This is a genomic window from Citrobacter sp. JUb117 (assembly GCF_024809055.1).
GTDB classification, from domain to species: Bacteria; Pseudomonadota; Gammaproteobacteria; order Enterobacterales; family Enterobacteriaceae; genus Citrobacter; species Citrobacter gillenii.
Window position 1 is genome coordinate 397,225 of sequence record NZ_JANUFB010000005.1, and the last position, 21,188, is coordinate 418,412.

Here is a 21,188-nt window from a genome sequence, read left to right on the forward strand (position 1 = left end):
GACACCCTATGTTGAAAACGATTCGTAAACACGGTATCACTCTGGCACTCTTTGCCGCTGGTTCTACGGGCTTAACAGCGGCAATCAATCAGCTGACTAAGTCTACGATTGACGAGCAGGCAACGCTGCAGCAAAAAGCGCTGTTTGATCAGGTTCTGCCAACTGACCGCTACAATAATAATCTGCGCGACAGCTGTTATCTGGTCACGGCTCCGGCGTTGGGTAAAGGGATACACCGTGTTTATATCGCCCGCCAGGACGAGCGACCGGTCGCTGCCATCCTCGAAGCCACCGCGCCAGACGGCTACTCCGGCGCGATACAACTGCTGGTTGGTGTCGATTTTAACGGTACCGTGCTGGGTACGCGGGTCACGGAGCATCATGAAACGCCGGGTCTGGGCGATAAAATCGAGCTTCGACTGTCCGACTGGATAACGCACTTTAGCGGCAAAACGATCTCTGCTGAAAACGATCCTCATTGGGCGGTGAAAAAAGATGGCGGTGACTTCGACCAGTTCACCGGTGCCACCATCACCCCCCGCGCAGTCGTCAATGCGGTGAAACGCGCGGGCCTGTATGCACAGACGTTGCCTGCACAACTTCCTCAACTTCCCGCCTGTGGAGAATAAACCATGAGCGAAATTAAAGACGTTATTGTTCAGGGATTGTGGAAAAACAACTCCGCACTGGTACAGTTACTTGGCATGTGCCCGCTGCTGGCAGTCACCTCTACCGCGACCAATGCCCTTGGGCTGGGACTTGCTACCACACTGGTTTTAACGCTAACCAACCTGACCATCTCTGCCCTGCGCCGCTGGACGCCGTCTGAGATTCGTATTCCTATTTATGTCATGATCATCGCGTCGGTAGTCAGTGCCGTACAGATGCTTATTAACGCCTACGCCTTCGGGTTGTATCAGTCGTTGGGGATCTTCATCCCGTTGATTGTGACCAACTGTATTGTGGTTGGTCGTGCCGAGGCCTTTGCGGCAAAAAAAGGCCCCGCACTCTCCGCGCTGGATGGGTTTTCCATCGGAATGGGGGCAACCGGTGCGATGTTTGTGCTGGGCTCACTGCGCGAGATTATCGGCAACGGCACGTTGTTTGATGGCGCTGATGGTCTGCTGGGTAGCTGGGCAAAAGTGCTGCGCATTGAGATTTTCCATACAGACACACCGTTCCTGTTAGCCATGCTGCCGCCAGGCGCGTTCATCGGGCTGGGGCTGATGCTGGCCATCAAGTATCTTATTGACGAGAAGATGAAGAAACGTCGCGCGCAAGCTGCGTTAACAGACGTTCCGGCGGGTGAAACAGGGAATGTGTCATGAACAAAGCAAAACGGCTGGAAATACTGACGCGCCTGCGCGATAACAATCCGCACCCCACCACCGAACTCAATTTTACGTCGCCGTTTGAGCTACTGATTTCGGTGCTGCTTTCGGCGCAGGCGACCGATGTCAGCGTCAATAAAGCCACCGCAAAACTGTACCCTGTCGCTAACACCCCAGCCGCGATGCTGGAACTTGGGGTCGACGGCGTAAAGTCTTATATTAAGACCATCGGATTGTTCAACAGCAAAGCGGGGAACGTGATTAAAACCTGCCGTATTTTGCTCGAACAGCACAATGGCGAGGTTCCGGAGGACAGAGCAGCACTGGAAGCGTTGCCTGGCGTCGGGCGTAAAACCGCCAACGTGGTGCTCAATACCGCCTTTGGCTGGCCCACTATCGCTGTCGATACTCATATATTTCGGGTGTGTAACCGAACACAATTCGCCCCAGGGAAAAACGTCGAGCATGTCGAAGAAAAACTGCTGAAAGTCGTTCCCAGTGAATTTAAAGTCGACTGCCATCACTGGTTAATTCTTCATGGTCGCTACACCTGCATTGCCAGGAAGCCGCGCTGCGGCTCCTGTATCATTGAGGATCTCTGTGAATTCAAAGAAAAAGTCGACATCTAATGCAATAGGGGTAACGTTCGTTGCCCCTTATTACCATAACGATTAGTTATGCACTCTCCAATCGCTTAATCCCCGACAATGATGCCATGCTATTGCGTATATCTAATGCAATATTCTTGTGCTTTAACACCTGAGCAGGTTAATCGTTTTTTTAGTAGTAGAAATTTCTATTCATACGTGATCAAGATCACATTGATAATTTGATGTTAATTTTTCTTATTTTTATAGTTAAAATGACAATCAGATGACCTATCCCCGTCGATTCGATACAAAACATTACACTGGGTATTTTTCAGATAATGGCCTATATCACTGGATTCAACACTTAATAGCAGAACATATCGCCGCTTTGCCATTTTCGCCCCCATTGAACAGTGAAAAAAACTGCCATTTTTCAATTGAAGAAATTTAACGCTAGATAACATTTACCTGCCCCGATGATTTCACCATCCTGGATATATGTAACAGAGTATTACAAACCTCTTGTCTGAAGGGGCAAGATAGTGAACATTACTTGCCGTTTCCCCTCCCACTATAACAATCGGACGGATGAACTTGACTCATCACGTACCTGAACACCCCCGTAGATATGGGATGTAAAAAAAGAGGTAAAAGTGTCTACTGCAAACAATAAACCAACTGAAAGCGTGAGCTTAAACGCCTTCAAACAACCAAAAGCGTTCTATCTCATTTTCTCAATTGAGCTGTGGGAACGTTTTGGCTACTACGGCCTGCAAGGGATTATGGCCGTCTACCTGGTGAAACAACTGGGTATGTCAGAAGCGGATTCCATCACCCTTTTCTCCTCCTTTAGTGCCCTGGTTTACGGCCTGGTGGCTATTGGCGGCTGGTTAGGTGATAAAGTTCTGGGTACTAAGCGTGTCATTATGCTGGGTGCCATTGTACTGGCTATCGGTTATGCGCTGGTCGCATGGTCCGGTCATGATGCTGGTATCGTTTATATGGGTATGGCGGCCATCGCGGTCGGTAATGGCCTGTTTAAAGCGAACCCATCCTCCCTGCTTTCTACCTGCTATGCCAAAGATGACCCGCGTCTTGATGGTGCATTTACTATGTACTACATGTCCGTCAACATCGGTTCATTCTTCTCAATGCTTGCTACTCCATGGCTGGCGGCACGATACGGCTGGAGCACCGCGTTCGCACTGAGCGTCGTCGGGATGCTGATTACCGTCGTAAACTTCGCATTCTGCCAGCGTTGGGTTAAACAATACGGGTCTAAACCAGACTTTGAGCCGATCAACTTCCGCAACCTGCTGCTGACCATTGTTGGCGTGGTGGTATTGATTGTTATCGCAACATGGTTACTGCACAACCAGGGCATTGCACGTATGGTTCTGGGCGTCGTGGCTATGGGTATCGTGTTTATCTTCGGTAAAGAAGCCTTCGCCATGAAAGGTGCCGCGCGTCGTAAAATGATCGTCGCCTTCATTCTGATGCTGGAAGCGATTATCTTCTTCGTGCTGTACAGCCAGATGCCGACATCACTGAACTTCTTTGCAATTCGTAACGTTGAGCACTCTATTCTGGGCATCGCGTTCGAACCTGAGCAGTATCAGGCACTGAACCCGTTCTGGATCATCATTGGTAGCCCAATCCTTGCCGCTATCTATAACAAGATGGGTGACACACTGCCAATGCCGACCAAGTTTGCTATCGGTATGGTGCTGTGTTCCGGTGCGTTCCTGATCCTGCCGCTGGGTGCGAAATTTGCCACCGATGCGGGTATCGTTTCCGTTAACTGGCTGATCATTTGCTACGGTCTGCAGAGTATCGGTGAACTGATGATCTCTGGTCTGGGTCTGGCAATGGTTGCGCAGTTGGTACCACAGCGTCTGATGGGCTTCATCATGGGTAGCTGGTTCCTGACCACTGCCGGTGCAAACATCATCGGTGGCTATGTTGCTAACATGATGGCTGTACCGGAGAATGTGACCGACCCACTGATGTCTCTGGAAGTCTATGGTCGTGTGTTCCTGCAAATCGGTATTGCAACGGCAGTTATCGCTGTTCTGATGCTGCTGACAGCACCGAAGCTGAACCGTATGACTCAGGACGATGATGTCAGCGAGAAAGCCTCTAAGACCGCAACAGCGTAATTCTCAGGGAAACTTCTTTTCAGGCCGCTAACTGATGTTAGCGGCTTTTTTTTTGGCTGAGGTCGCACTACCATACGATATACCTCAGCCAAAAGGAGTTACCGATGAAACTGTTCTACAAACCGGGCGCGTGTTCTCTCGCTTCGCACATCACGCTTCGCGAAAGCGGTAAAGATTTCACCCTTGATGGTGTTGATCTGATGAAGAAACGCCTGGAAAACGGCGATGATTTTTTCGCGGTAAACCCAAAGGGACAAGTTCCTGCTCTGCTGCTGGACGATGGTACGCTACTAACCGAAGGTGTGGCCATCATGCAGTACCTGGCCGATTCGGTACCCGATCGCCAGCTTCTTGCCCCAACCAGCAGCCTCTCGCGTTACAAAACGCTGGAGTGGCTTAACTATATTGCGACAGAACTGCATAAAGGCTTTACGCCATTGTTCCGTCCCGATACGCCGGAAGAGTACAAGCCGACCGTACGCGCACTGCTGGAGAAAAAAATGCAGTATGTGAACGATTCACTGCAGGACAACCCGTGGATCTGCGGCCAGCGTTTTTCCATTGCAGATGCTTATCTGTTCACCGTACTGCGTTGGGCGTATGCCGTGAAATTGAATATGGCAGGATTAAGCCATATCGAAGCCTATATGGCGCGGATGGCTGAGCGCCCGGCAGTGGCAGCGGCGCTTAAGGCAGAAGGGTTAAATTAATAGTTGTTGCCGGGTGGCGCTTGCTCACCCGGCCTACAGCCAAACAAACGTAAGCCCGATAAGCGTGAGCGCCATCGGGCATTGATTACAGCTGCGTAGCGCTAAAATAGTGTTCTGGTTTTGCAATGCGATCCTGAGCAGCAACGACCTGCAGTTCATACTCATGCATCTCTTTGGTCGCAATCATAATCTCATACACCGCCGCCGTTACATGCTCAAGCGCCTGCTGCACCGTCGCGCCCTGTAACAGTTTCACCAGTAGCAAACCGCTGGTCACATCACCCACACCCACAGGCTGACGCGCACCAAAATCCACCAGCGGACGACTGATATGCCACGCCTGCTCAGCGGTGACCAGCAGCATCTCGAAACGGTCGGGACTCATCCCTGCGCGAGCAAGATGTTTCACCAGCACCACCTCAGGCCCTTGAGCAATCAGCTCACGCGCCGCTAATACCGCTTCATCAACGTTGGTCACCGCGTGCTCGCAAAGGATCTCAAGCTCTACCAAATTAGGCGCGATAATATCGCTGGCCGGTAACGCGTGGCGCACGTGAAACTCGGCGACGCCCGGTGCGACAATACAGCCTTTTTCCGGATGTCCCATCACGGGGTCGCAGAAATACTTCGCCTGTGGATTAGCCGACTTTACCTGACGGACAATTCCCAGAATATGTTCGCCCTGCTCTGCTGAACCGAGGTAGCCGCTCAGCACAGCATCACAAGTTTTAAGTTTATCGATATCGGCAATACCCTGGACAATTTCTGTCAGGTGGCTGGGCGGCATCACGCAGCCGGTCCATTTGCCGTATTGGGTATGGTTAGAGAACTGAACGGTATTAAGAGGCCAGACGTTGGCGCCAAGACGGCGCATCGGAAATTCTGCTGCACTGTTGCCCGCATGACCAAAAACAACGTGGGACTGGATGGCGAGGATATTCTTCATTTTTTTACCTGAACAAAAATAAGGGAGTGATTTCTCACTCCCATTCCTTAACGCATTATTTCCAGCAAATCAGACAATAGTTCTTTTTGCCGCGGCGCAGTAACGTGTAGCGCCCAAACAAAATGTCACTGTCCTGGAAGAAGTATTCCGGATCTGACTGTTTTTCACCGTTGATGGTTACCGCATTCGACGCAATGGTCTTACGCGCCTGGCCGCGAGACGGCTGCAGTTCTGAGTCCACCAGCGCCTGCATCAGATCGGCACCTTTTTCCATTTCGATCATCGGCACGCCATCCTGCGCCAACTGCTCGAAGTCAGCTTCGCTGAGATCGCTTAAGTTCCCGTTGAACAGGCATTCGGTGATGCGTTTTGCCGCCACCAGACCTTCTTCACCGTGAACCAGACGCGTAACCTGCTCCGCCAGAACATACTGGGCACGCGGCGCTTTACCGCTGTTCTTATCTTCTTCTTCCAGGGCATTGATCTCTTCAATGTCCATAAAGGTGAAGAATTTAAGGAAGCGATAGACATCAGCATCGGCTGTGTTAATCCAGAACTGGTAGAACTTGTACGGACTGGTTTTCTTCGGATCCAGCCAGACTGCGCCACCTTCCGTTTTACCGAACTTGGTCCCGTCTGCTTTGGTGATCAGCGGAACCGTCAGGCCGAACACCTGATTCTGGTGTAAACGGCGGGTCAGATCGATACCGGAGGTAATGTTACCCCACTGGTCAGAACCCCCGATTTGCAGCGCCACACCGTGCAGTTTGTTCAGGCAGGCGAAGTCATACCCTTGCAGCAGGTTGTAAGAAAACTCGGTAAAGGAGATGCCCTGATCGTCACGGTTCAGACGCTGCTTCACCGCTTCTTTGTTGATCATCTGGTTCACAGAGAAATGCTTGCCGATATCACGCAGGAAAGTCAGTACATTCATACCGCCAAACCAGTCGTAGTTGTTCGCAGCAATCGCGGAGTTGTCGCCACAGTCGAAATCGAGGAACGGTGCAACCTGTTTGCGGATTTTATCCACCCACTCTTGCACGGTGTCTTCGGTATTCAGTTTACGCTCGGCGGCTTTAAAGCTCGGGTCACCAATCAGACCGGTTGCACCACCTACCAGTGCGACAGGCTTATGGCCTGCCTGCTGGAAGCGTTTCAGGCATAACAATGGAACCAGATGCCCCAAATGCAAGCTGTCAGCGGTAGGGTCGAAGCCGCAATAGAGCGCGATCGGGCCTTGCGCCAGTCGCTCTGCTAACGCTTCTTCGTCCGTCACCTGGGCCACCAGCCCCCGCTCTTGCAATTGTTTAATCAAGTTACTGCTTGCCATCAAAATCTCCATGTATAAAACGACTGCACCTTTGCCGGTACACGACTTTTCGCCTGATGCGAAAGAGACATAGAATAAAGCGCCGGATTCATCAGTGCCAGCGCTTAAAACAAGAATTTTGCATCTTTAGGGGGCCAGGCGATCGATTTTCCACGCGTTGTCTTCACGCTGGTATAAAAAACGATCGTGTAAGCGGTTTTCGCCGCCCTGCCAGAACTCCATTTGCTCAATACTCACGCGAAAACCGCCCCAGAAACTTGGCAGCGGGACTTCCCCCTGCTGAAACTTCTGCTTCAGTTCAAGAAATTTGCTTTCGAGAATACCGCGTGCGGAGATACGACTGGACTGTTTTGATACCCAGGCGCCAATTTGGCTGTCGCGTGGGCGACTGTGGAAGTACTTCACTACCTCAAGCGTAGAAAGACGTTCGGCCTTACCAATCACCATCACCTGCCGTTCCAGCGTATGCCACGGAAACAGCAGGCTAATGCGGGGGTTATGCTCTATCTGGTGCGCCTTACGGCTGCCCATGTTGGTATAAAATACCAAACCTTTGTCATCATAATGTTTGAGCAACACGATGCGCTGGTACGGCTGGCCGTTTTCATCAACGGTGGCCACTACCATGGCAGTCGGATCGGCGAGTTTGGCGTCACAGGCTTGTCCGAGCCAGCGCTCAAAAAGCGCAAGCGGCTCGGCGGGAAGATCGCGGCGGCGAAGACCGCCTTTCGTGTATTCACGGCGCAGATGCGCGATTTGCTGCAATTCGTCGTTATCAGACATGATGTTTGGGCTACGGATTGTCAGTGGGTGACGCTATTGTGCGCCGCCCAGGTGAAAATCTCAACGCTTCGGGTTCTGTAACTGACAGTTATTTAACACAACTCTGTCACGTTTATAGACCGTCGCGCTGTCGCCTTTAGACCAGAAGACATAGATGCCATCGGTGTAACGCGCGCCCGATGCTGATACACCCTGTTTAAGATTCACTAACTGATTATCGTAAACAAAGCTTGCCGTTTGTTGGGTATTGTTCAATTTCACGGTCAGCGGTTTTTCATCACAGCGATATTCGAGGGTATCCGTTTGCATACGCTCGACAAATTGGTTGTAGACACTACAGCCGGTAAGCAGTACCGGCAAACATACCAATAACAGTTTTTTCATAGCCCTATCCTGAAGACATTCCTGGTCCCGGAGGGGAATAACCCCCTCCCTAACATCCCTAGTTTACCGGCATCGTCGCCAGGATAATTTCAGTTAACTCTGAGTTCGTGGGTTTGCGGGAAAAATAGCGCCTAAAACGCTGGATTCCGTCGCACCGGTAACTGAGGGTAAATTGCCCGGTAATCCCGCCAGCGTGCGCCAAGCCAGCCAGGCAAAAGCTAACGCTTCCATATCATCCCCGCTAATACCGGCTTCATCGGTCGAGGTCACTTCCGTGCCGGGCAACAGTGCCGCCAGGCGCATCATCAGCAGCGGATTACGGCTTCCACCGCCGCAGACCATCAAGCGCTCGCAGCCACCGCTCAACAGGACCTGCTCGGATATCGTCACCGCCGTCAGTTCAGCAAGCGTCGTCTGCACATCACGTGCGGCCAGTCCCGGGAACTGCGCCAGATGACGTTCGATCCAACCATAATTAAAGTACTCGCGGCCGGTGCTTTTAGGTGCCGGCGCGGCAAAATAGGGATCGCTCAGCATGCTTTGCAACAACGGAAGAATAACCGTACCTTCGCAGGCCCATTGCGCGTCTTTATCGTAAGGTTTTCCACATTGCCGCCAGATCCAGGCATCCATCAGCATATTACCAGGCCCGGTGTCATAACCGCGTACAGGGCGCTGAGGAATAAGCAGTGACAAATTAGCTATACCGCCGATATTCAACACCATCCGACGCTCAGTTGGGTGCGCCAACAGCGCCTGATGAAAAGCGGGAACCAGCGGTGCACCCTGCCCGCCTAGCGCAATATCACGCCGGCGAAAATCGCCGACTACGGTGATGCCGGTATGCGCCACAATCTGGTTGTTGTCGCCAATTTGCAGGGTATGCGGCGCACTGCCTGTCGGCTCATGCCAGACGGTTTGTCCGTGGCAGCCAATTGCGACAATATCCTGCGGCTTTAATTTTTGCTGCGCCAGCAGCGCATTTACCGCCTCGGCGAATAAACGCCCCAATTGTGTATCCAGTTGCCCATACTGCGAGAGGGTGAGCTGCTGCCCCTGGCAGATATCGAGAATGGCCTGTTTCAAATGGAGAGGGATGGGCCAGGTCAGACTCGCCTGCTGCGCGACCATCGTTTCATCTATTGCTGCCAGCACAACATCAACACCATCAAGGCTGGTTCCAGACATAACACCGATAAAACGGCCCGATTTCATACGTCATCCTTTTAAACACGTTAGCCTTGACACTCAACCATAAAGTGCTGATTAATTCCATGCTTCGTTGATGATTTTTGATGGCTAATCATGACAAGCTGCCATCTATTCAATCAATTTGATGAATGATTCGTTTATACTCAGTTAACCTGATTTCGGTTAAGATTTTCATACTGTTCCAGTAGAACATGTGACCTTAGGCTCACAAATGCCATATAATTTAACCATGAAGGGTGCTTTATTAGCGTTTCGTGGTGTAAAGGAGAGTTATAAATGATTAAACGTGCACTGATTGTTTCATTAATGGGATTATCTTTAGCGAGTTGTGTTAACAGTGATAGTCTTTCAGGTGACGTGTATACCGCATCCGAAGCGAAACAGGTGCAGAACGTAACCTACGGTACGATCGTTCATGTCCGTCCGGTGCAAATTCAGGGTGGCGATGATGCCAACGTCATCGGCGCGATCGGCGGCGCTGTACTCGGTGGATTCCTTGGTAACACCGTCGGCGGCGGTTCTGGTCGTTCATTAGCTACGGCGGCAGGTGCGGTTGCAGGCGGCGTAGCAGGTCAAAGCGTCCAGGGTGCGATCAATAAAACACAGGGTGTGGAACTGGAAATCCGTAAGGATGACGGGAACACCATTATGGTGGTGCAGAAACAAGGCGCGACCAAATTCGCTTCAGGTCAGCGTGTTGTGATGGCCAGCAACGGCAAAGAAGTTACCGTTTCTCCGCGCTAATCGAATTTACGTGTGGTCAGTCAGATACTGGCCACACGTAGATTTTCGCATCAGCCCTGAGACTGTAGCTCAATAATATTGTGTTCCAGTCGGGCAACCAGTTTAATCAGCAGATTAATTTCCTCGGTTGAAATCCCTTCCAGAATCTCTCCGCGCGTTTTGTTGATAACCGCTTCCATATCAGCGATCAGCGGCTCGGCTTTCTCCGTCAGTTTAATTCTCTTTGCTCGACGATCGCTGGCGCAAGTCTGTCGTGAAATGAGTCCCTTTTCTTCCAGTTGGTCGAGCGTACGCACCAGAGAAGGCTGCTCAATCCCTATCGCTTTAGCCAGCTGGATCTGCGACTGATCCGGCGGCAGCTGATGAATGTTGTGCAGCGTCACCCAATGCGTCTGCGTCAACTCCAAAGGCTTCAGGCGATGGTCAATCAGAGCACGCCAAATGCGCACCAACCGTGCCAGATCAGAACCTAGTGGCGATTCCAATTTCATCTCCTTATAATTAGCTTGCTAAGTTGTTATGCTGATTTTAGAATAGTGTGCAGCATTTGTATTCCCAAAACAAATGTATTGCCAAATTTGCTTACCGGATGACATTTTTTCAGACATTATGCGTTAAAGAGACTGATTGTCCCTTTTTTTGCTAAACCTATAGCAATGCTCTCTTCCGTCAAGGATTTTGCCCGTGAAGTTTATGTTTAATGCAACAGGATTGCCCCTACAAGATTTAATGATCGGTGCATCTGTCTACTTCCCTCCACTTTTCAAAGCGTTTATCTGCGGATTTATCTTCTGGTTGGTTGTTCATCGCGTACTGCGCGACTGGATGTACTCCGGCGAAATCTGGCATCCCTTGTTAATGGATCTGTCGCTCTTTGCGCTTTGTGTGTGTCTGGGCTTTGTTATGCTGATTGTGTGGTGATTATGTCGCTCAAAACCGTTAAATACTTCTCCACTATTATAGTCGCAGTTGTTGCCGTTCTCGCGGGTTGGTGGATGTGGAATTATTATATGCAGTCCCCCTGGACGCGCGATGGCAAAGTTCGTGCGGAGCAGGTCAGTATCACCCCACAGGTTTCCGGCAGCATTACCCAACTCAATATTAAAGATAATCAGTTTGTTAATGCAGGCGACGTGCTGTTTGTTATCGATAAGACGCCGTTTCATATTGCTGAACTGAATGCACAGGCGCAGCTGGCGAAAGCACAGTCCGATCTGGCAAAGGCTAATAACGAGGCCAATCGCCGCCGTCATCTGTCGCAAAATTATATCTCTGTCGAGGATCTGGACACGGCCAACCTCAACGTGAAAGCGATGCAGGCAAGCGTGGAGGCAGCCCAGGCCCAATTACGGCAAGCGCAGTGGCAATTGACCCAAACGGAAGTTAAAGCTCCAGTCGCTGGTTGGGTGACGAATCTTTCTACACGCAGTGGCGATTATGCCAGTACCGGTAAACCCCTGTTTGCGCTGGTCGACAGTCGTTCATTTTATGTGATGGGCTATTTTGAAGAAACCAAGCTCCGCCATATTCGCGAGGGCGCACCGGCGCTGATTACATTGTACAGCGGCAATATAAAGTTACAGGGTCACGTTTCCAGTATTGGTCGTGCGATTTACGATCAAAGTGTAGAGAGTGATTCCGGTCTGATTCCTGACATCAAACCCAACGTACCGTGGGTGCGTCTGGCGCAACGGGTGCCCGTGCGTATCGAATTTGACGCACTACCGCACGATGTCACACTGGTTTCAGGTACCACCTGCAGCGTGTCGATTGGTCAGAAAAAATGAAACGGCTTCACCTGACGCCGGGCAATTTACCGTGGTTGAAAGCCACCGCGGCACAGTGGCGTTACGCGCTGCGAAACACCATCGCGATGTGCCTGGCGTTAACATTCGCCTATTACCTGAATCTGGATGAACCCTACTGGGCGATGACCTCCGCTGCGGTGGTTAGCTTTCCCACCGTGGGCGGTGTCATCAGCAAAAGTCTGGGCCGCGTGGCAGGCAGTTTGCTTGGTGCCACGGCGGCATTGATTATTGCTGGCCACACCCTCAATGAACCGTGGTTATTTTTACTCAGCATGTCGGCCTGGATTGGTTTATGCACCTGGGCCTGCGCGCACTTTACCAACAACGTGGCCTACGCGTTTCAACTGGCAGGCTACACCGCGGCTATTATTGCGTTTCCGATGGTCAACACCATTGAGGTTACGCAACTGTGGGATATTGCCCAGGCGCGCGTGTGCGAAGTGATGGTCGGGATACTCTGCGGGGGCATGATGATGATGATCCTGCCCAGCACGTCTGATGGTACAGCGTTGCTGACGGCGCTGAAAAACATGCACGCGCGTTTGCTGGAACATGCTAGCTTACTCTGGCAACCCGAAACCACCGATGCGATCCGCTCAGCCCACGAAGGGGTAATCGGCCAGATTCTGACCATGAATCTGCTGCGTATTCAGGCATTCTGGAGCCACTATCGCTTTCGACGGCAGAATGCCCTGCTCAATTCACTGCTGCATCAGCAACTGCGTCTGACCAGCGTGATCTCCAGCCTGCGCAGAATGCTGCTTAACTGGCCAAATCCTCCTGCTCACACCCGGGAAGTCATCGAACAGCTACTCAGTGCACTGGTGAAATCCGATACCGATAGCTACACGGTAGCCCGCATTATTGCCCCCCTGCGTCCGCAGGACTCCCACGACTACCGGCATGTCGCCTTCTGGCAACGGCTACGTTATTTCTGCCGAATTTACCTGCAAAGCAGCCATTATCTGCATTTGCTGGAAAAAGGCGTGACCGCCGAGCGCATCAGCGTGAACCGCACGCCGGGCCTGGCCCGCCATACCGACAACGCGGAAGCCATCTGGAGTGGGTTACGTACCTTCATCACGTTGATGGTGATTGGCGCGTGGAGCATCGGCGCACAATGGGAATCCGGCGCGGGTGCGCTGACGCTGGCGGCGATTAGCTGCGTACTGTATTCCGCCGTTGCCACCCCGTTCAAATCACTCTCACTGCTGATGCGCACGTTAGTGCTGCTGTCATTGTTCAGCTTTGTGGTGAAGTTCGGTCTGATGGTACAAATTACCGACCTGTGGCAATTCATTCTGTTTCTCTTCCCACTGCTCGCCACCATGCAACTGCTAAAGCTGCAAATGCCTGCTCTGGCGGGGCTTTGGGGGCAGTTGATCGTCTTTATGGGATCGTTTATCGCCGTAACCAATCCGCCGGTGTATGACTTCGCCGATTTCCTGAATGATAATCTGGCAAAAATAACCGGCGTAGCGTTATCCTGGTTGGCCTTTGCTATCCTGCGGCCAGGCTCAGACGCGAGAAAGAGTCGTCGTCATATTCGCGCCCTGCGCCGGGATTTTGTCGATCAGCTCAGTCGGCATCCGGCACACAGCGAACATGAATTTGAGTCGTTAACCTATCATCATGTCAGCCAGCTCAGTAACAGCCAGGATGCGCTGGCGCGGCGGTGGTTATTACGCTGGGGCGTCGTGTTGCTGAACTGCTCGCATGTGGTGTGGCAGCTGCGCGCCTGGGAAGCGCGCTCCGATCCGTTGGCCCGCGTCAGGGATGTGTGTATTTCACTGCTGCGCGATGTGATGAACGAGCGTGGCGTCCAGCAGCGTCCACTGAATGCCACGCTTAACGAGTTACAGCGCATCTGCGATACGCTTGCCCATCATCATCAGCCTGCCGCACAAGAGCTGGCGGCGCTTATCTGGCGTTTACACTGTTCGTTGTCTCAGCTTGAACAGGCTCCGCCGCCAGGCACGCTGAGCCGTTGATTATTTGATAACCCCGCAGGCGTAACGCGCCCCGCCACCGCCTAGAGGTTTTGGCTGATCGGACATGTTATCGCCACCCACATGGACCATCAGCGCCTTACCTTTGACCTCATCCAGTGATTTCAGGCGTGGGGCGGTAACAGTCGTTGTGGCGTAACCTTCGGCATTGACCACCAGCAACGGCAGGTCGCCCATGTGCCCAGCCCCCTCCGGACCTTCATGTTTTCCGGTTTTATGCGGGTCAAGATGTCCCCCTGCCGATTCAGCGGCAGAAGCTTTGCCTTCTTTAATCGCAGGCTGACAGCTGCCGTTGGCATGGACATGGACATGGAAACCATGTTCTCCTGGCGGCAGTGCTTTCAGGTCAGGCGTAAACGCCAGCCCTTGCGCAGTTTCAGAAATAGTTACTGAACCAATCGACTGACCTACCCCTTGCGAAGTCACCAGGTTCATCTCAACTTGCTCACTGGCAGCCTGTGCGCCCGCACAGGCCAGTAAGGTGATTATGGCGATACTCAAACGCTTCATACGACCTCCGTCACTATGTGTCTGACTGATAAGTGTAAACCAGTGACGCAATTTTGAGCGACGGAACGCCGAAAACGCGATTACGGTACGTCGTAACCCAGCGCGGCTTTACGGATACGGAACCATTGCTGGCGGGACATGGTTAACGATTCGGCCTCAATAGCAGCGCGAACACGCTCAATTTTCCCTGAGCCAATAATCGGCAGCGGCTGTGACGGTAGACGGAGGATCCACGCATAGACCACCTGCTCAATGGACTGCGCATTCAATTCTTGCGCAATGACGGCGAGTTCATTGCGCAGCGGTTGGAAAGCATCATCATTGAACAGTCGTCCACCACCCAGACAGGACCAGGCCATTGGCCGGATGCGCAGTTGTTGCAGCTGATCTAAGGTGCCATCCAGCAGCAGTGGCTGATGCACCGGGGAAATCTCAACCTGATTGGTTGCCAGCGTAAACGGCAGACGTGATTGCAGCAGGGAAAACTGCGCAGGCGTAAAGTTAGACACGCCAAAGTGACGCACTTTGCCGCTATGATGCAGTTTCTTAAACGCCTCAGCCACTTCGTCGGCATCCATCAGCGGATCGGGACGATGGATCAAGAGCAGATCAATATGGTCGGTCGCCAGCAGTTTCAGCGACTGCTCCGCGCTGGCAATAATATGGTCGCTGTCGGTGATGTAGTGACCGAGGGTATTTTCCGCCCGTGCCGTGGTGGCAATACCGCATTTGGTCACGATCTGCATTTTTTCACGCAGATGCGGAGCCAGCTTCATCGCCTCGCCAAACGCCGCTTCGCACTGGTATCTACCATAAATATCAGCGTGATCGACGGTGGTTACGCCCAGGTCAAGATGTTCTTCAATAAAGCTGACGAGCTGGCGCGCGGACATATTCCAGTCCATCAGCCGCCAGTACCCCATGACAAAGCGAGAAAATTCCGGGCCTTGCGGCGCAATAGTAATACGCTGAACCATAGCAGCTTCCTTAACAATGAGTGTGCATCGAGTATACGCAATTACGCTTTTAAAAGAGTGAAGGTTGTTGCGGTTCTTCTGGCGGGCTGGGTTTGTTTGCACGTAATTTACGCATCAGACGCTGACGACAAAGACGCAGTACATCCTGCTTTTCGGCATCGCTCATTTTCTGCCAGTTAAAGCGCTCATCCCGGCTACGAAAACATCCACGGCAAAAGCCGCGTTCGTCGGACTGGCAGATCCCGCGGCACGGGCTCTGGACGGGGAAAAACTCCAGCTGTTCGGCCACATCCCCTCCTTACGTAAGATAGTTATACCTATTGAAGACGCTAACTGAATTTCTGGCAAGCGCTATTGCATTAGACCGACTGGTCTATTACACTCCATGCCATGAACAAAGCAACTGAACACGACACACGCGAACATCTTCTGGCAACCGGCGAGCAGCTTTGCATGCAGCGCGGTTTCACCGGTATGGGTTTAAGCGAACTGCTGAAAACCGCCGAGGTGCCCAAAGGGTCGTTTTACCACTATTTTCGCTCTAAAGAAGCGTTTGGTGTTTCCATGCTTGAACGCCATTACGCGGCCTACCACCTTCGGCTGGCCACACATTTAGCATCGGGTGCCGGTAACTACCGCGACAGAATCCTCGCCTACTATCAGGAAACCCTGAATCAGTTTAGTCAACACGGCATTATTAGCGGTTGCTTAACTGTCAAACTGTCGGCTGAAGTATGCGATCTCTCTGAAGATATGCGTACGGCGATGGATAAAGGCGCTCGGCACATTATTACCCTGCTGGCGCAAGCGCTGGAAAAAGGTCGCGACACACACTGCCTGTCGTTTAGCGGCGAACCGCTGCAGCAAGCGCAGGTGCTGTATGCGCTGTGGCTCGGGGCCAACCTGCAGGCCAAGATGTCTCGCAGTGCCACCCCACTGGAAAATGCGCTGGCACACGTTAAAAACATTATTGCAACGCCTGCCGTTTAACAGGCGTTTTTATTTACCCAATCGCTAGACGACCGGTCTATTCATACCTGGAGTTAATATGTCATCTGAAAAATTGTTTTCCCCGCTGAAAGTAGGAGCCATCACGGCGGCCAACCGCGTATTTATGGCCCCACTGACGCGCCTGCGTAGCATCGAACCTGGCGACATCCCAACTCCGCTGATGGCCGAGTATTATCGCCAACGCGCCAGCGCTGGTCTTATCATCAGCGAGGCCACTCAGATATCTGCTCAGGCAAAAGGCTACGCCGGTGCGCCGGGATTACACAGCGCAGCACAAATTGATGCCTGGAAAAAAATCACCGCCGCCGTCCACGCTGAACAAGGTCATATTGCCGTACAGTTGTGGCACACCGGTCGTATCTCTCACGTCAGCCTGCAGCCGAACGGACAACCGCCAGTTGCCCCTTCCGCCATCAGCGCCGGTACCCGTACCTCGCTGCGCGATGAAAACGGTCTGGCAACGCGTGCCGACACCTCAATGCCGCGCGCCCTGGAAACCGACGAAATCCCGGGCATCGTCAATGATTTCCGTCAGGCCATCGCCAACGCACGCGAGGCTGGCTTTGACATGGTTGAGCTGCACTCTGCCCATGGCTATTTGCTACACCAGTTCCTGTCACCCACCTCTAACCAGCGTACCGATCAGTACGGCGGCAGCGTCGAAAATCGTGCACGTCTGGTGCTGGAAGTCGTTGATGCCGGTATCAAAGAATGGGGCGCAGACCGGATTGGCATCCGCGTATCCCCTATCGGCTCTTTCCAGAACGTTGATAACGGCCCGAATGAAGAAGCCGATGCGTTGTACCTGATTGAACAGCTGGGTAAACGTGGTATCGCTTATCTGCACATGTCCGAACCAGACTGGGCCGGCGGAGAGCCGTATAGCGATACGTTCCGCGAGAAAGTTCGCGCGCGTTTCCACGGTCCGATTATTGGTGCTGGTGCCTACACCCCGGAAAAAGCAGAAGCCCTGATTGAGAAAGGGTTAATCGACGCCGTCGCCTTTGGCCGCGCCTATATTGCCAACCCGGATTTGGTCGCACGTTTGCAGCACAAAGCAGAACTGAACCCACAGCGCGCAGAGAGTTTCTACGGCGGCGGTGCAGAGGGTTACACGGATTATCCGACCCTGTAATTGCGCAATCTCCGTTCTGGCATTGATAGCGGCGCAACAACGCCGCTATACTAAAACAACATATTGAATGTACTAGCCATTTTTGAAGGGGAAAAAGATGCGTTTACTTCATACCATGCTGCGCGTAGGTGACCTGCAGCGTTCCATCGAATTTTACACCAACGTGCTGGGCATGAAGCTGCTGCGTACCAGTGAAAACCCTGAATACAAGTATTCTCTGGCCTTTGTCGGTTACGGTCCTGAGACCGATGAAGCCGTCATTGAGCTGACCTACAACTGGGGCGTCGACAAATATGACCTGGGCACTGCCTACGGCCACATTGCTCTGAGCGTAGACAACGCCGCAGAAGCCTGCGAGCGCATTCGTCAGAACGGCGGCAACGTGACGCGCGAAGCGGGTCCGGTCAAAGGCGGGACGACGGTTATCGCATTTGTAGAAGATCCGGACGGTTACAAAATCGAACTGATCGAAGAGAAAGACGCAGGCCGCGGCCTGGGTGACTAACCTCCCCTCGGGCGCAGATCGTCTGTGCCCGTAGTTTTATACTCATCATTTTGTCATAATACGCGCTGCAATTTTCCCGTATTAAGAGACCCAGATGTCCGATAACGCTCAACTTTCCGGTCTGTGTGACCGTTTTCGTGGTTTTTATCCTGTCGTCATTGATGTAGAAACAGCAGGATTTAACGCCAAAACCGATGCGCTGCTCGAGATTGCAGCCATCACGCTGAAAATGGATGAACAAGGCTGGCTGATGCCGGACATGACGTTGCATTTCCACGTCGAACCGTTTGAAGGGGCAAATCTGCAACCAGAAGCACTTGCGTTTAACGGTATTGATCCGAGCAACCCGCTGCGCGGCGCGGTCAGCGAATACGACGCCCTGCACGCCATATTCAAAATGGTGCGTAAAGGCATCAAAGACAGCGGCTGCAATCGGGCGATTATGGTTGCGCATAATGCCACCTTCGATCACAGCTTCATGATGGCAGCCGCCGAACGCGCCTCGCTGAAGCGCAACCCATTTCACCCGTTTGTGACCTTTGACACTGCGGCCTTAAGCGGTCTTTCGCTCGGGCAAACCGTACTGTCTAAAGCGTGTCTGGCTGCAGGAATGGAGTTTGATGGCAACCAGGCGCACTCTGCGCTGTATGACACCGAACGGACGGCAGTGCTGTTTTGCGAAATCGTTAACCGCTGGAAACGCCTTGGTGGGTGGCCCCTTCCAATGCCTGAAGAGGCATAAGCAGACCATAAAAAAAGCGACCAGACTGGTCGCTTTTTCGTTTCTGCTGATTACTCAGCGTCCGGCTCTTCAGTTTTGTACTTCGCCGCAGTCTCTTTGATAAGCTGCTGCAATTCACCGCGCTGGTACATTTCGATTAAAATGTCGCAGCCGCCAACCAGCTCACCATCAACCCACAGCTGCGGGAAGGTTGGCCAGTTTGCGTATTTCGGCAACTCGGCGCGAATATCCGGGTTTTGCAGAATATCAACATAAGCAAAGCGTTCACCACAGGCAGACAGCGCCTGCACAGCCTGAGCGGAAAAACCGCAGCTTGGCAGTTTTGGAGAACCTTTCATGTACAGGAGAATCGGGTTTTCAGCGATCTGGCGCTGGATTTTTTCGATAGTGGTGCTCATTATCTTGCTTCCTTAACTTCTTTTACGGCAGTAGTCTGACATTGTAACGGGTCTGACTGACAACGGAAAATAACATTTTTCTTACGGTTATTATTTTATCGCCAGTCGCCATAAGTTGCATTCAGAATCTTACTTATCCCTTTTATGCACAAGGAATTGATTATCCCTTCGCCAGTATTGGCGTTGATTGCTGTTTTTTTTTGCGGTCGGTAACGAAACACTATTTTAAACAAAAAAAGCTATTAACTTTCCCCGTTTCTATAGATTAGAATCATCAAGTTTTGAAAATCACACGCAGGCATGATAGACCTGCCCTAACAGAGGACTGCTCAGTGGCGCGGATAAACCGGATCTCGATCACGCTCTGTGCTTTGCTTTTTACCACACTCCCTTTTACGTCAGTGGCCCATGCTTCCAAGCAGGCCAGGACGACACCTGCCGTTTCCCATACGCTCAAAACGGTAGATAAAAAGAAAAGCGCGACAGCCAGTAAAAAAGTCACACAAACCAACAAGAAAACGGCAAAAAAAACCACCAGTAAATCTAGCACCAAAACCGCTTCCTCTTCCAAAAAACGCACCGCGACACCTGCAAAAACAACCAAAACGGTCAACCGTCGCAGTAAAGTCGCAACAACACAAACCGCTGCGGTCACCTGGACTGAAAAATGCACCCCGCGCAAAGGTCACAAGCCGCGCTGTGTAAAAGTAAAATCAACTGCCCCGGTAGCCCTCGCTGATGCCCATAAAGTGAAAGTGCAAAAAGCGACCAAAACCGCGATGTCTACTCTGATGAACCAGATCGGTAAACCCTACCGCTGGGGTGGCTCTTCGCCGAGAACCGGTTTTGATTGCAGTGGTCTGGTTTATTACGCGTATAAGGACCTGGTGAAGTTCCGCATTCCGCGTACTGCCAATGAAATGTACCACCTGCGCGACGCAGCACCGATCGACCGCGATGAACTGAAAAACGGCGATTTGGTCTTCTTCCGTACCCAGGGCCGCGGCACCGCCGATCACGTTGGTGTCTACGTTGGCAACGGTAAGTTTATTCAGTCACCACGTAGCGGTCAGGAGATCCAAATCACCTCCCTGAGTGAAGATTACTGGCAGCGCCACTATGTGGGCGCTCGTCGTGTCATGACGCCAAAAACAATTCGCTAAAATCTTACCCTACAGTATGTGCTGTAGGGTAAGTTCTTCTTTTGCATAACCTTTCAATTTGCTACCCTATCCTTACTCACAATGAGGCTATTGTGTGTACTCAATATAAATAATAAGGAGAGAAGCAATGTCGTTCGAATTACCTGCATTACCGTATGCCAAAGATGCTCTGGCGCCGCACATTTCTGCTGAAACGCTGGAATACCACTATGGCAAACACCACCAGACTTACGTTACTAACCTGAATAACCTGATCAAAGGCACGGCGTTTGAAGGCAAATCACTGGAAGAGATCGTACGTAGCTCTGAAGGTGGTGTGTTTAACAACGCGGCTCAGGTCTGGAACCACACCTTCTACTGGAACTGCCTGGCACCCAACGCGGGCGGTGAACCGACCGGTGAACTGGCTGAAGCCATTGTTGCATCTTTTGGTAGCTTCGCTGACTTCAAAGCGCAATTCACCGATGCGGCGATCAAAAACTTCGGCGCTGGCTGGACCTGGCTGGTAAAAGGTACTGATGGCAAACTGGCTATCGTTTCCACGTCAAATGCCGGAACACCGCTGACCACCGATGCAACGCCGCTGATGACCGTTGATGTGTGGGAACACGCCTACTACATCGACTATCGCAACGCGCGTCCTGGCTACCTGGAACATTTCTGGGCGCTGGTGAACTGGGAGTTTGTTGCGAAAAACTTCGCAGCATAAAAATGATAACGCAGAAGGGACTCCCTTCTGCG

The 21,188-nt window shown here is 52.0% G+C and carries 24 protein-coding genes and 1 pseudogene; 15 read left to right on the plus strand and 10 right to left on the minus strand.

Annotated elements, in window-relative coordinates:
• Positions 1-8 precede the first annotated feature (8 nt).
• The 5 genes from rsxG to gstA all read left to right on the plus strand — a co-directional run bounded on the left by rsxG (position 9) and on the right by gstA (position 4,790).
• Positions 9-629, plus strand: a complete 621-nt coding sequence (gene rsxG / locus M2374_RS14205; protein ID WP_115258562.1) for an electron transport complex subunit RsxG — start codon at positions 9-11, stop codon at positions 627-629.
• Between the two features lie 3 nt (positions 630-632).
• Entirely contained in the window at positions 633-1,328 is a 696-nt protein-coding gene (locus M2374_RS14210; RefSeq protein WP_115258563.1) for an electron transport complex subunit E, read from the plus strand.
• Complete coding sequence (gene nth / locus M2374_RS14215; protein WP_259155210.1) at positions 1,325-1,960, plus strand: endonuclease III; 636 nt, start codon at positions 1,325-1,327, stop codon at positions 1,958-1,960. The genes M2374_RS14210 and nth overlap by 4 nt, the downstream gene beginning before the upstream one ends.
• 614 nt (positions 1,961-2,574) lie before the next feature.
• Entirely contained in the window at positions 2,575-4,080 is a 1,506-nt protein-coding gene (gene dtpA, locus M2374_RS14220; protein ID WP_115258565.1) for a dipeptide/tripeptide permease DtpA, read from the plus strand.
• Positions 4,081-4,184: 104 nt separating this feature from the next.
• The gene (gene gstA, locus M2374_RS14225; RefSeq protein ID WP_096757141.1) at positions 4,185-4,790 is read left to right on the plus strand and encodes a glutathione transferase GstA; all 606 of its coding nucleotides are present in this window, start codon (positions 4,185-4,187) and stop codon (positions 4,788-4,790) included.
• Between the two features lie 85 nt (positions 4,791-4,875).
• Here gstA and pdxY read toward each other — a convergent pair whose 3' ends face one another.
• The 5 genes from pdxY to anmK form a co-directional block, all read right to left on the minus strand.
• The gene (pdxY, locus tag M2374_RS14230) at positions 4,876-5,736 is read right to left on the minus strand and encodes a pyridoxal kinase PdxY (protein WP_115258566.1); all 861 of its coding nucleotides are present in this window, start codon (positions 5,734-5,736) and stop codon (positions 4,876-4,878) included.
• A 55-nt stretch (positions 5,737-5,791) separates the two neighbouring features.
• Positions 5,792-7,066 (minus strand): tyrosine--tRNA ligase, encoded by a 1,275-nt coding sequence (gene tyrS / locus M2374_RS14235; protein WP_096757143.1) that lies wholly within the window; start codon positions 7,064-7,066, stop codon positions 5,792-5,794.
• A 126-nt stretch (positions 7,067-7,192) separates the two neighbouring features.
• Entirely contained in the window at positions 7,193-7,849 is a 657-nt protein-coding gene (gene pdxH / locus M2374_RS14240) for a pyridoxamine 5'-phosphate oxidase (RefSeq protein ID WP_096757144.1), read from the minus strand.
• A 60-nt stretch (positions 7,850-7,909) separates the two neighbouring features.
• The gene (gene mliC / locus M2374_RS14245; protein WP_096757145.1) at positions 7,910-8,233 is read right to left on the minus strand and encodes a C-type lysozyme inhibitor; all 324 of its coding nucleotides are present in this window, start codon (positions 8,231-8,233) and stop codon (positions 7,910-7,912) included.
• A gap of 93 nt (positions 8,234-8,326) precedes the next feature.
• Entirely contained in the window at positions 8,327-9,448 is a 1,122-nt protein-coding gene (anmK, locus tag M2374_RS14250; RefSeq protein WP_115258567.1) for an anhydro-N-acetylmuramic acid kinase, read from the minus strand.
• Between the two features lie 273 nt (positions 9,449-9,721).
• Here anmK and slyB point away from each other — a divergent pair, with 273 nt between their 5' ends.
• Positions 9,722-10,189, plus strand: a complete 468-nt coding sequence (slyB, locus tag M2374_RS14255) for an outer membrane lipoprotein SlyB (protein WP_181688161.1) — start codon at positions 9,722-9,724, stop codon at positions 10,187-10,189.
• Positions 10,190-10,239: 50 nt separating this feature from the next.
• On the opposite strand, the gene slyA is transcribed toward slyB, so the two are convergent.
• On the minus strand, positions 10,240-10,680 hold the full coding sequence (gene slyA / locus M2374_RS14260) for a transcriptional regulator SlyA (RefSeq protein WP_269473706.1): 441 nt from the start codon (positions 10,678-10,680) through the stop codon (positions 10,240-10,242).
• Between the two features lie 193 nt (positions 10,681-10,873).
• Between slyA and M2374_RS14265 the strand changes: the two genes are divergently transcribed.
• From M2374_RS14265 to M2374_RS14275, 3 genes and pseudogenes are all read left to right on the plus strand, one after another.
• On the plus strand, positions 10,874-11,110 hold the full coding sequence (locus M2374_RS14265; RefSeq protein ID WP_096757148.1) for a DUF1656 domain-containing protein: 237 nt from the start codon (positions 10,874-10,876) through the stop codon (positions 11,108-11,110).
• A gap of 2 nt (positions 11,111-11,112) precedes the next feature.
• Positions 11,113-11,976: an HlyD family secretion protein gene (locus M2374_RS14270; protein WP_220133085.1), complete on the plus strand. Its 864-nt coding sequence runs from the start codon at positions 11,113-11,115 to the stop codon at positions 11,974-11,976.
• Positions 11,973-14,013: pseudogene (locus M2374_RS14275) on the plus strand (FUSC family protein). The gene M2374_RS14270 and the pseudogene M2374_RS14275 overlap by 4 nt, the downstream one beginning before the upstream one ends.
• Here the strand turns inward: M2374_RS14275 and sodC are convergent.
• From sodC to M2374_RS14290, 3 genes are all read right to left on the minus strand, one after another.
• Positions 13,989-14,516, minus strand: a complete 528-nt coding sequence (gene sodC / locus M2374_RS14280) for a superoxide dismutase [Cu-Zn] SodC (protein ID WP_259155217.1) — start codon at positions 14,514-14,516, stop codon at positions 13,989-13,991. The pseudogene M2374_RS14275 and the gene sodC sit on opposite strands and share 25 nt — an antisense overlap.
• An 80-nt stretch (positions 14,517-14,596) precedes the next feature.
• The gene (locus M2374_RS14285; protein WP_181688162.1) at positions 14,597-15,493 is read right to left on the minus strand and encodes an aldo/keto reductase family oxidoreductase; all 897 of its coding nucleotides are present in this window, start codon (positions 15,491-15,493) and stop codon (positions 14,597-14,599) included.
• 49 nt (positions 15,494-15,542) lie between these two features.
• On the minus strand, positions 15,543-15,782 hold the full coding sequence (locus M2374_RS14290) for a DUF1289 domain-containing protein (protein WP_115258572.1): 240 nt from the start codon (positions 15,780-15,782) through the stop codon (positions 15,543-15,545).
• A 101-nt stretch (positions 15,783-15,883) separates the two neighbouring features.
• Between M2374_RS14290 and M2374_RS14295 the strand changes: the two genes are divergently transcribed.
• The 4 genes from M2374_RS14295 (at position 15,884) to rnt (ending at position 18,886) form a co-directional block, all read left to right on the plus strand.
• Positions 15,884-16,483, plus strand: a complete 600-nt coding sequence (locus tag M2374_RS14295) for a TetR/AcrR family transcriptional regulator (protein WP_117343060.1) — start codon at positions 15,884-15,886, stop codon at positions 16,481-16,483.
• Between the two features lie 58 nt (positions 16,484-16,541).
• The gene (locus M2374_RS14300) at positions 16,542-17,639 is read left to right on the plus strand and encodes an alkene reductase (protein WP_115258574.1); all 1,098 of its coding nucleotides are present in this window, start codon (positions 16,542-16,544) and stop codon (positions 17,637-17,639) included.
• 97 nt (positions 17,640-17,736) lie between these two features.
• On the plus strand, positions 17,737-18,144 hold the full coding sequence (gloA, locus tag M2374_RS14305) for a lactoylglutathione lyase (protein ID WP_115258575.1): 408 nt from the start codon (positions 17,737-17,739) through the stop codon (positions 18,142-18,144).
• Positions 18,145-18,238: 94 nt separating this feature from the next.
• Positions 18,239-18,886, plus strand: coding sequence for a ribonuclease T (gene rnt, locus M2374_RS14310; RefSeq protein ID WP_096757157.1), 648 nt, complete (start codon positions 18,239-18,241; stop codon positions 18,884-18,886).
• Positions 18,887-18,936: 50 nt separating this feature from the next.
• Here the strand turns inward: rnt and grxD are convergent, their stop codons facing one another.
• A complete protein-coding gene (gene grxD, locus M2374_RS14315) occupies positions 18,937-19,284 on the minus strand; it encodes a monothiol glutaredoxin 4 (RefSeq protein WP_003832760.1) in 348 nt (115 codons plus the stop codon).
• A gap of 332 nt (positions 19,285-19,616) precedes the next feature.
• Here grxD and M2374_RS14320 point away from each other — a divergent pair, with 332 nt between their 5' ends.
• Positions 19,617-20,447, plus strand: a complete 831-nt coding sequence (locus M2374_RS14320; protein WP_181517201.1) for a C40 family peptidase — start codon at positions 19,617-19,619, stop codon at positions 20,445-20,447.
• A 127-nt stretch (positions 20,448-20,574) separates the two neighbouring features.
• The gene (gene sodB / locus M2374_RS14325; protein ID WP_096757159.1) at positions 20,575-21,156 is read left to right on the plus strand and encodes a superoxide dismutase [Fe]; all 582 of its coding nucleotides are present in this window, start codon (positions 20,575-20,577) and stop codon (positions 21,154-21,156) included.
• The last annotated feature ends 32 nt before the right edge of the window (positions 21,157-21,188 follow it).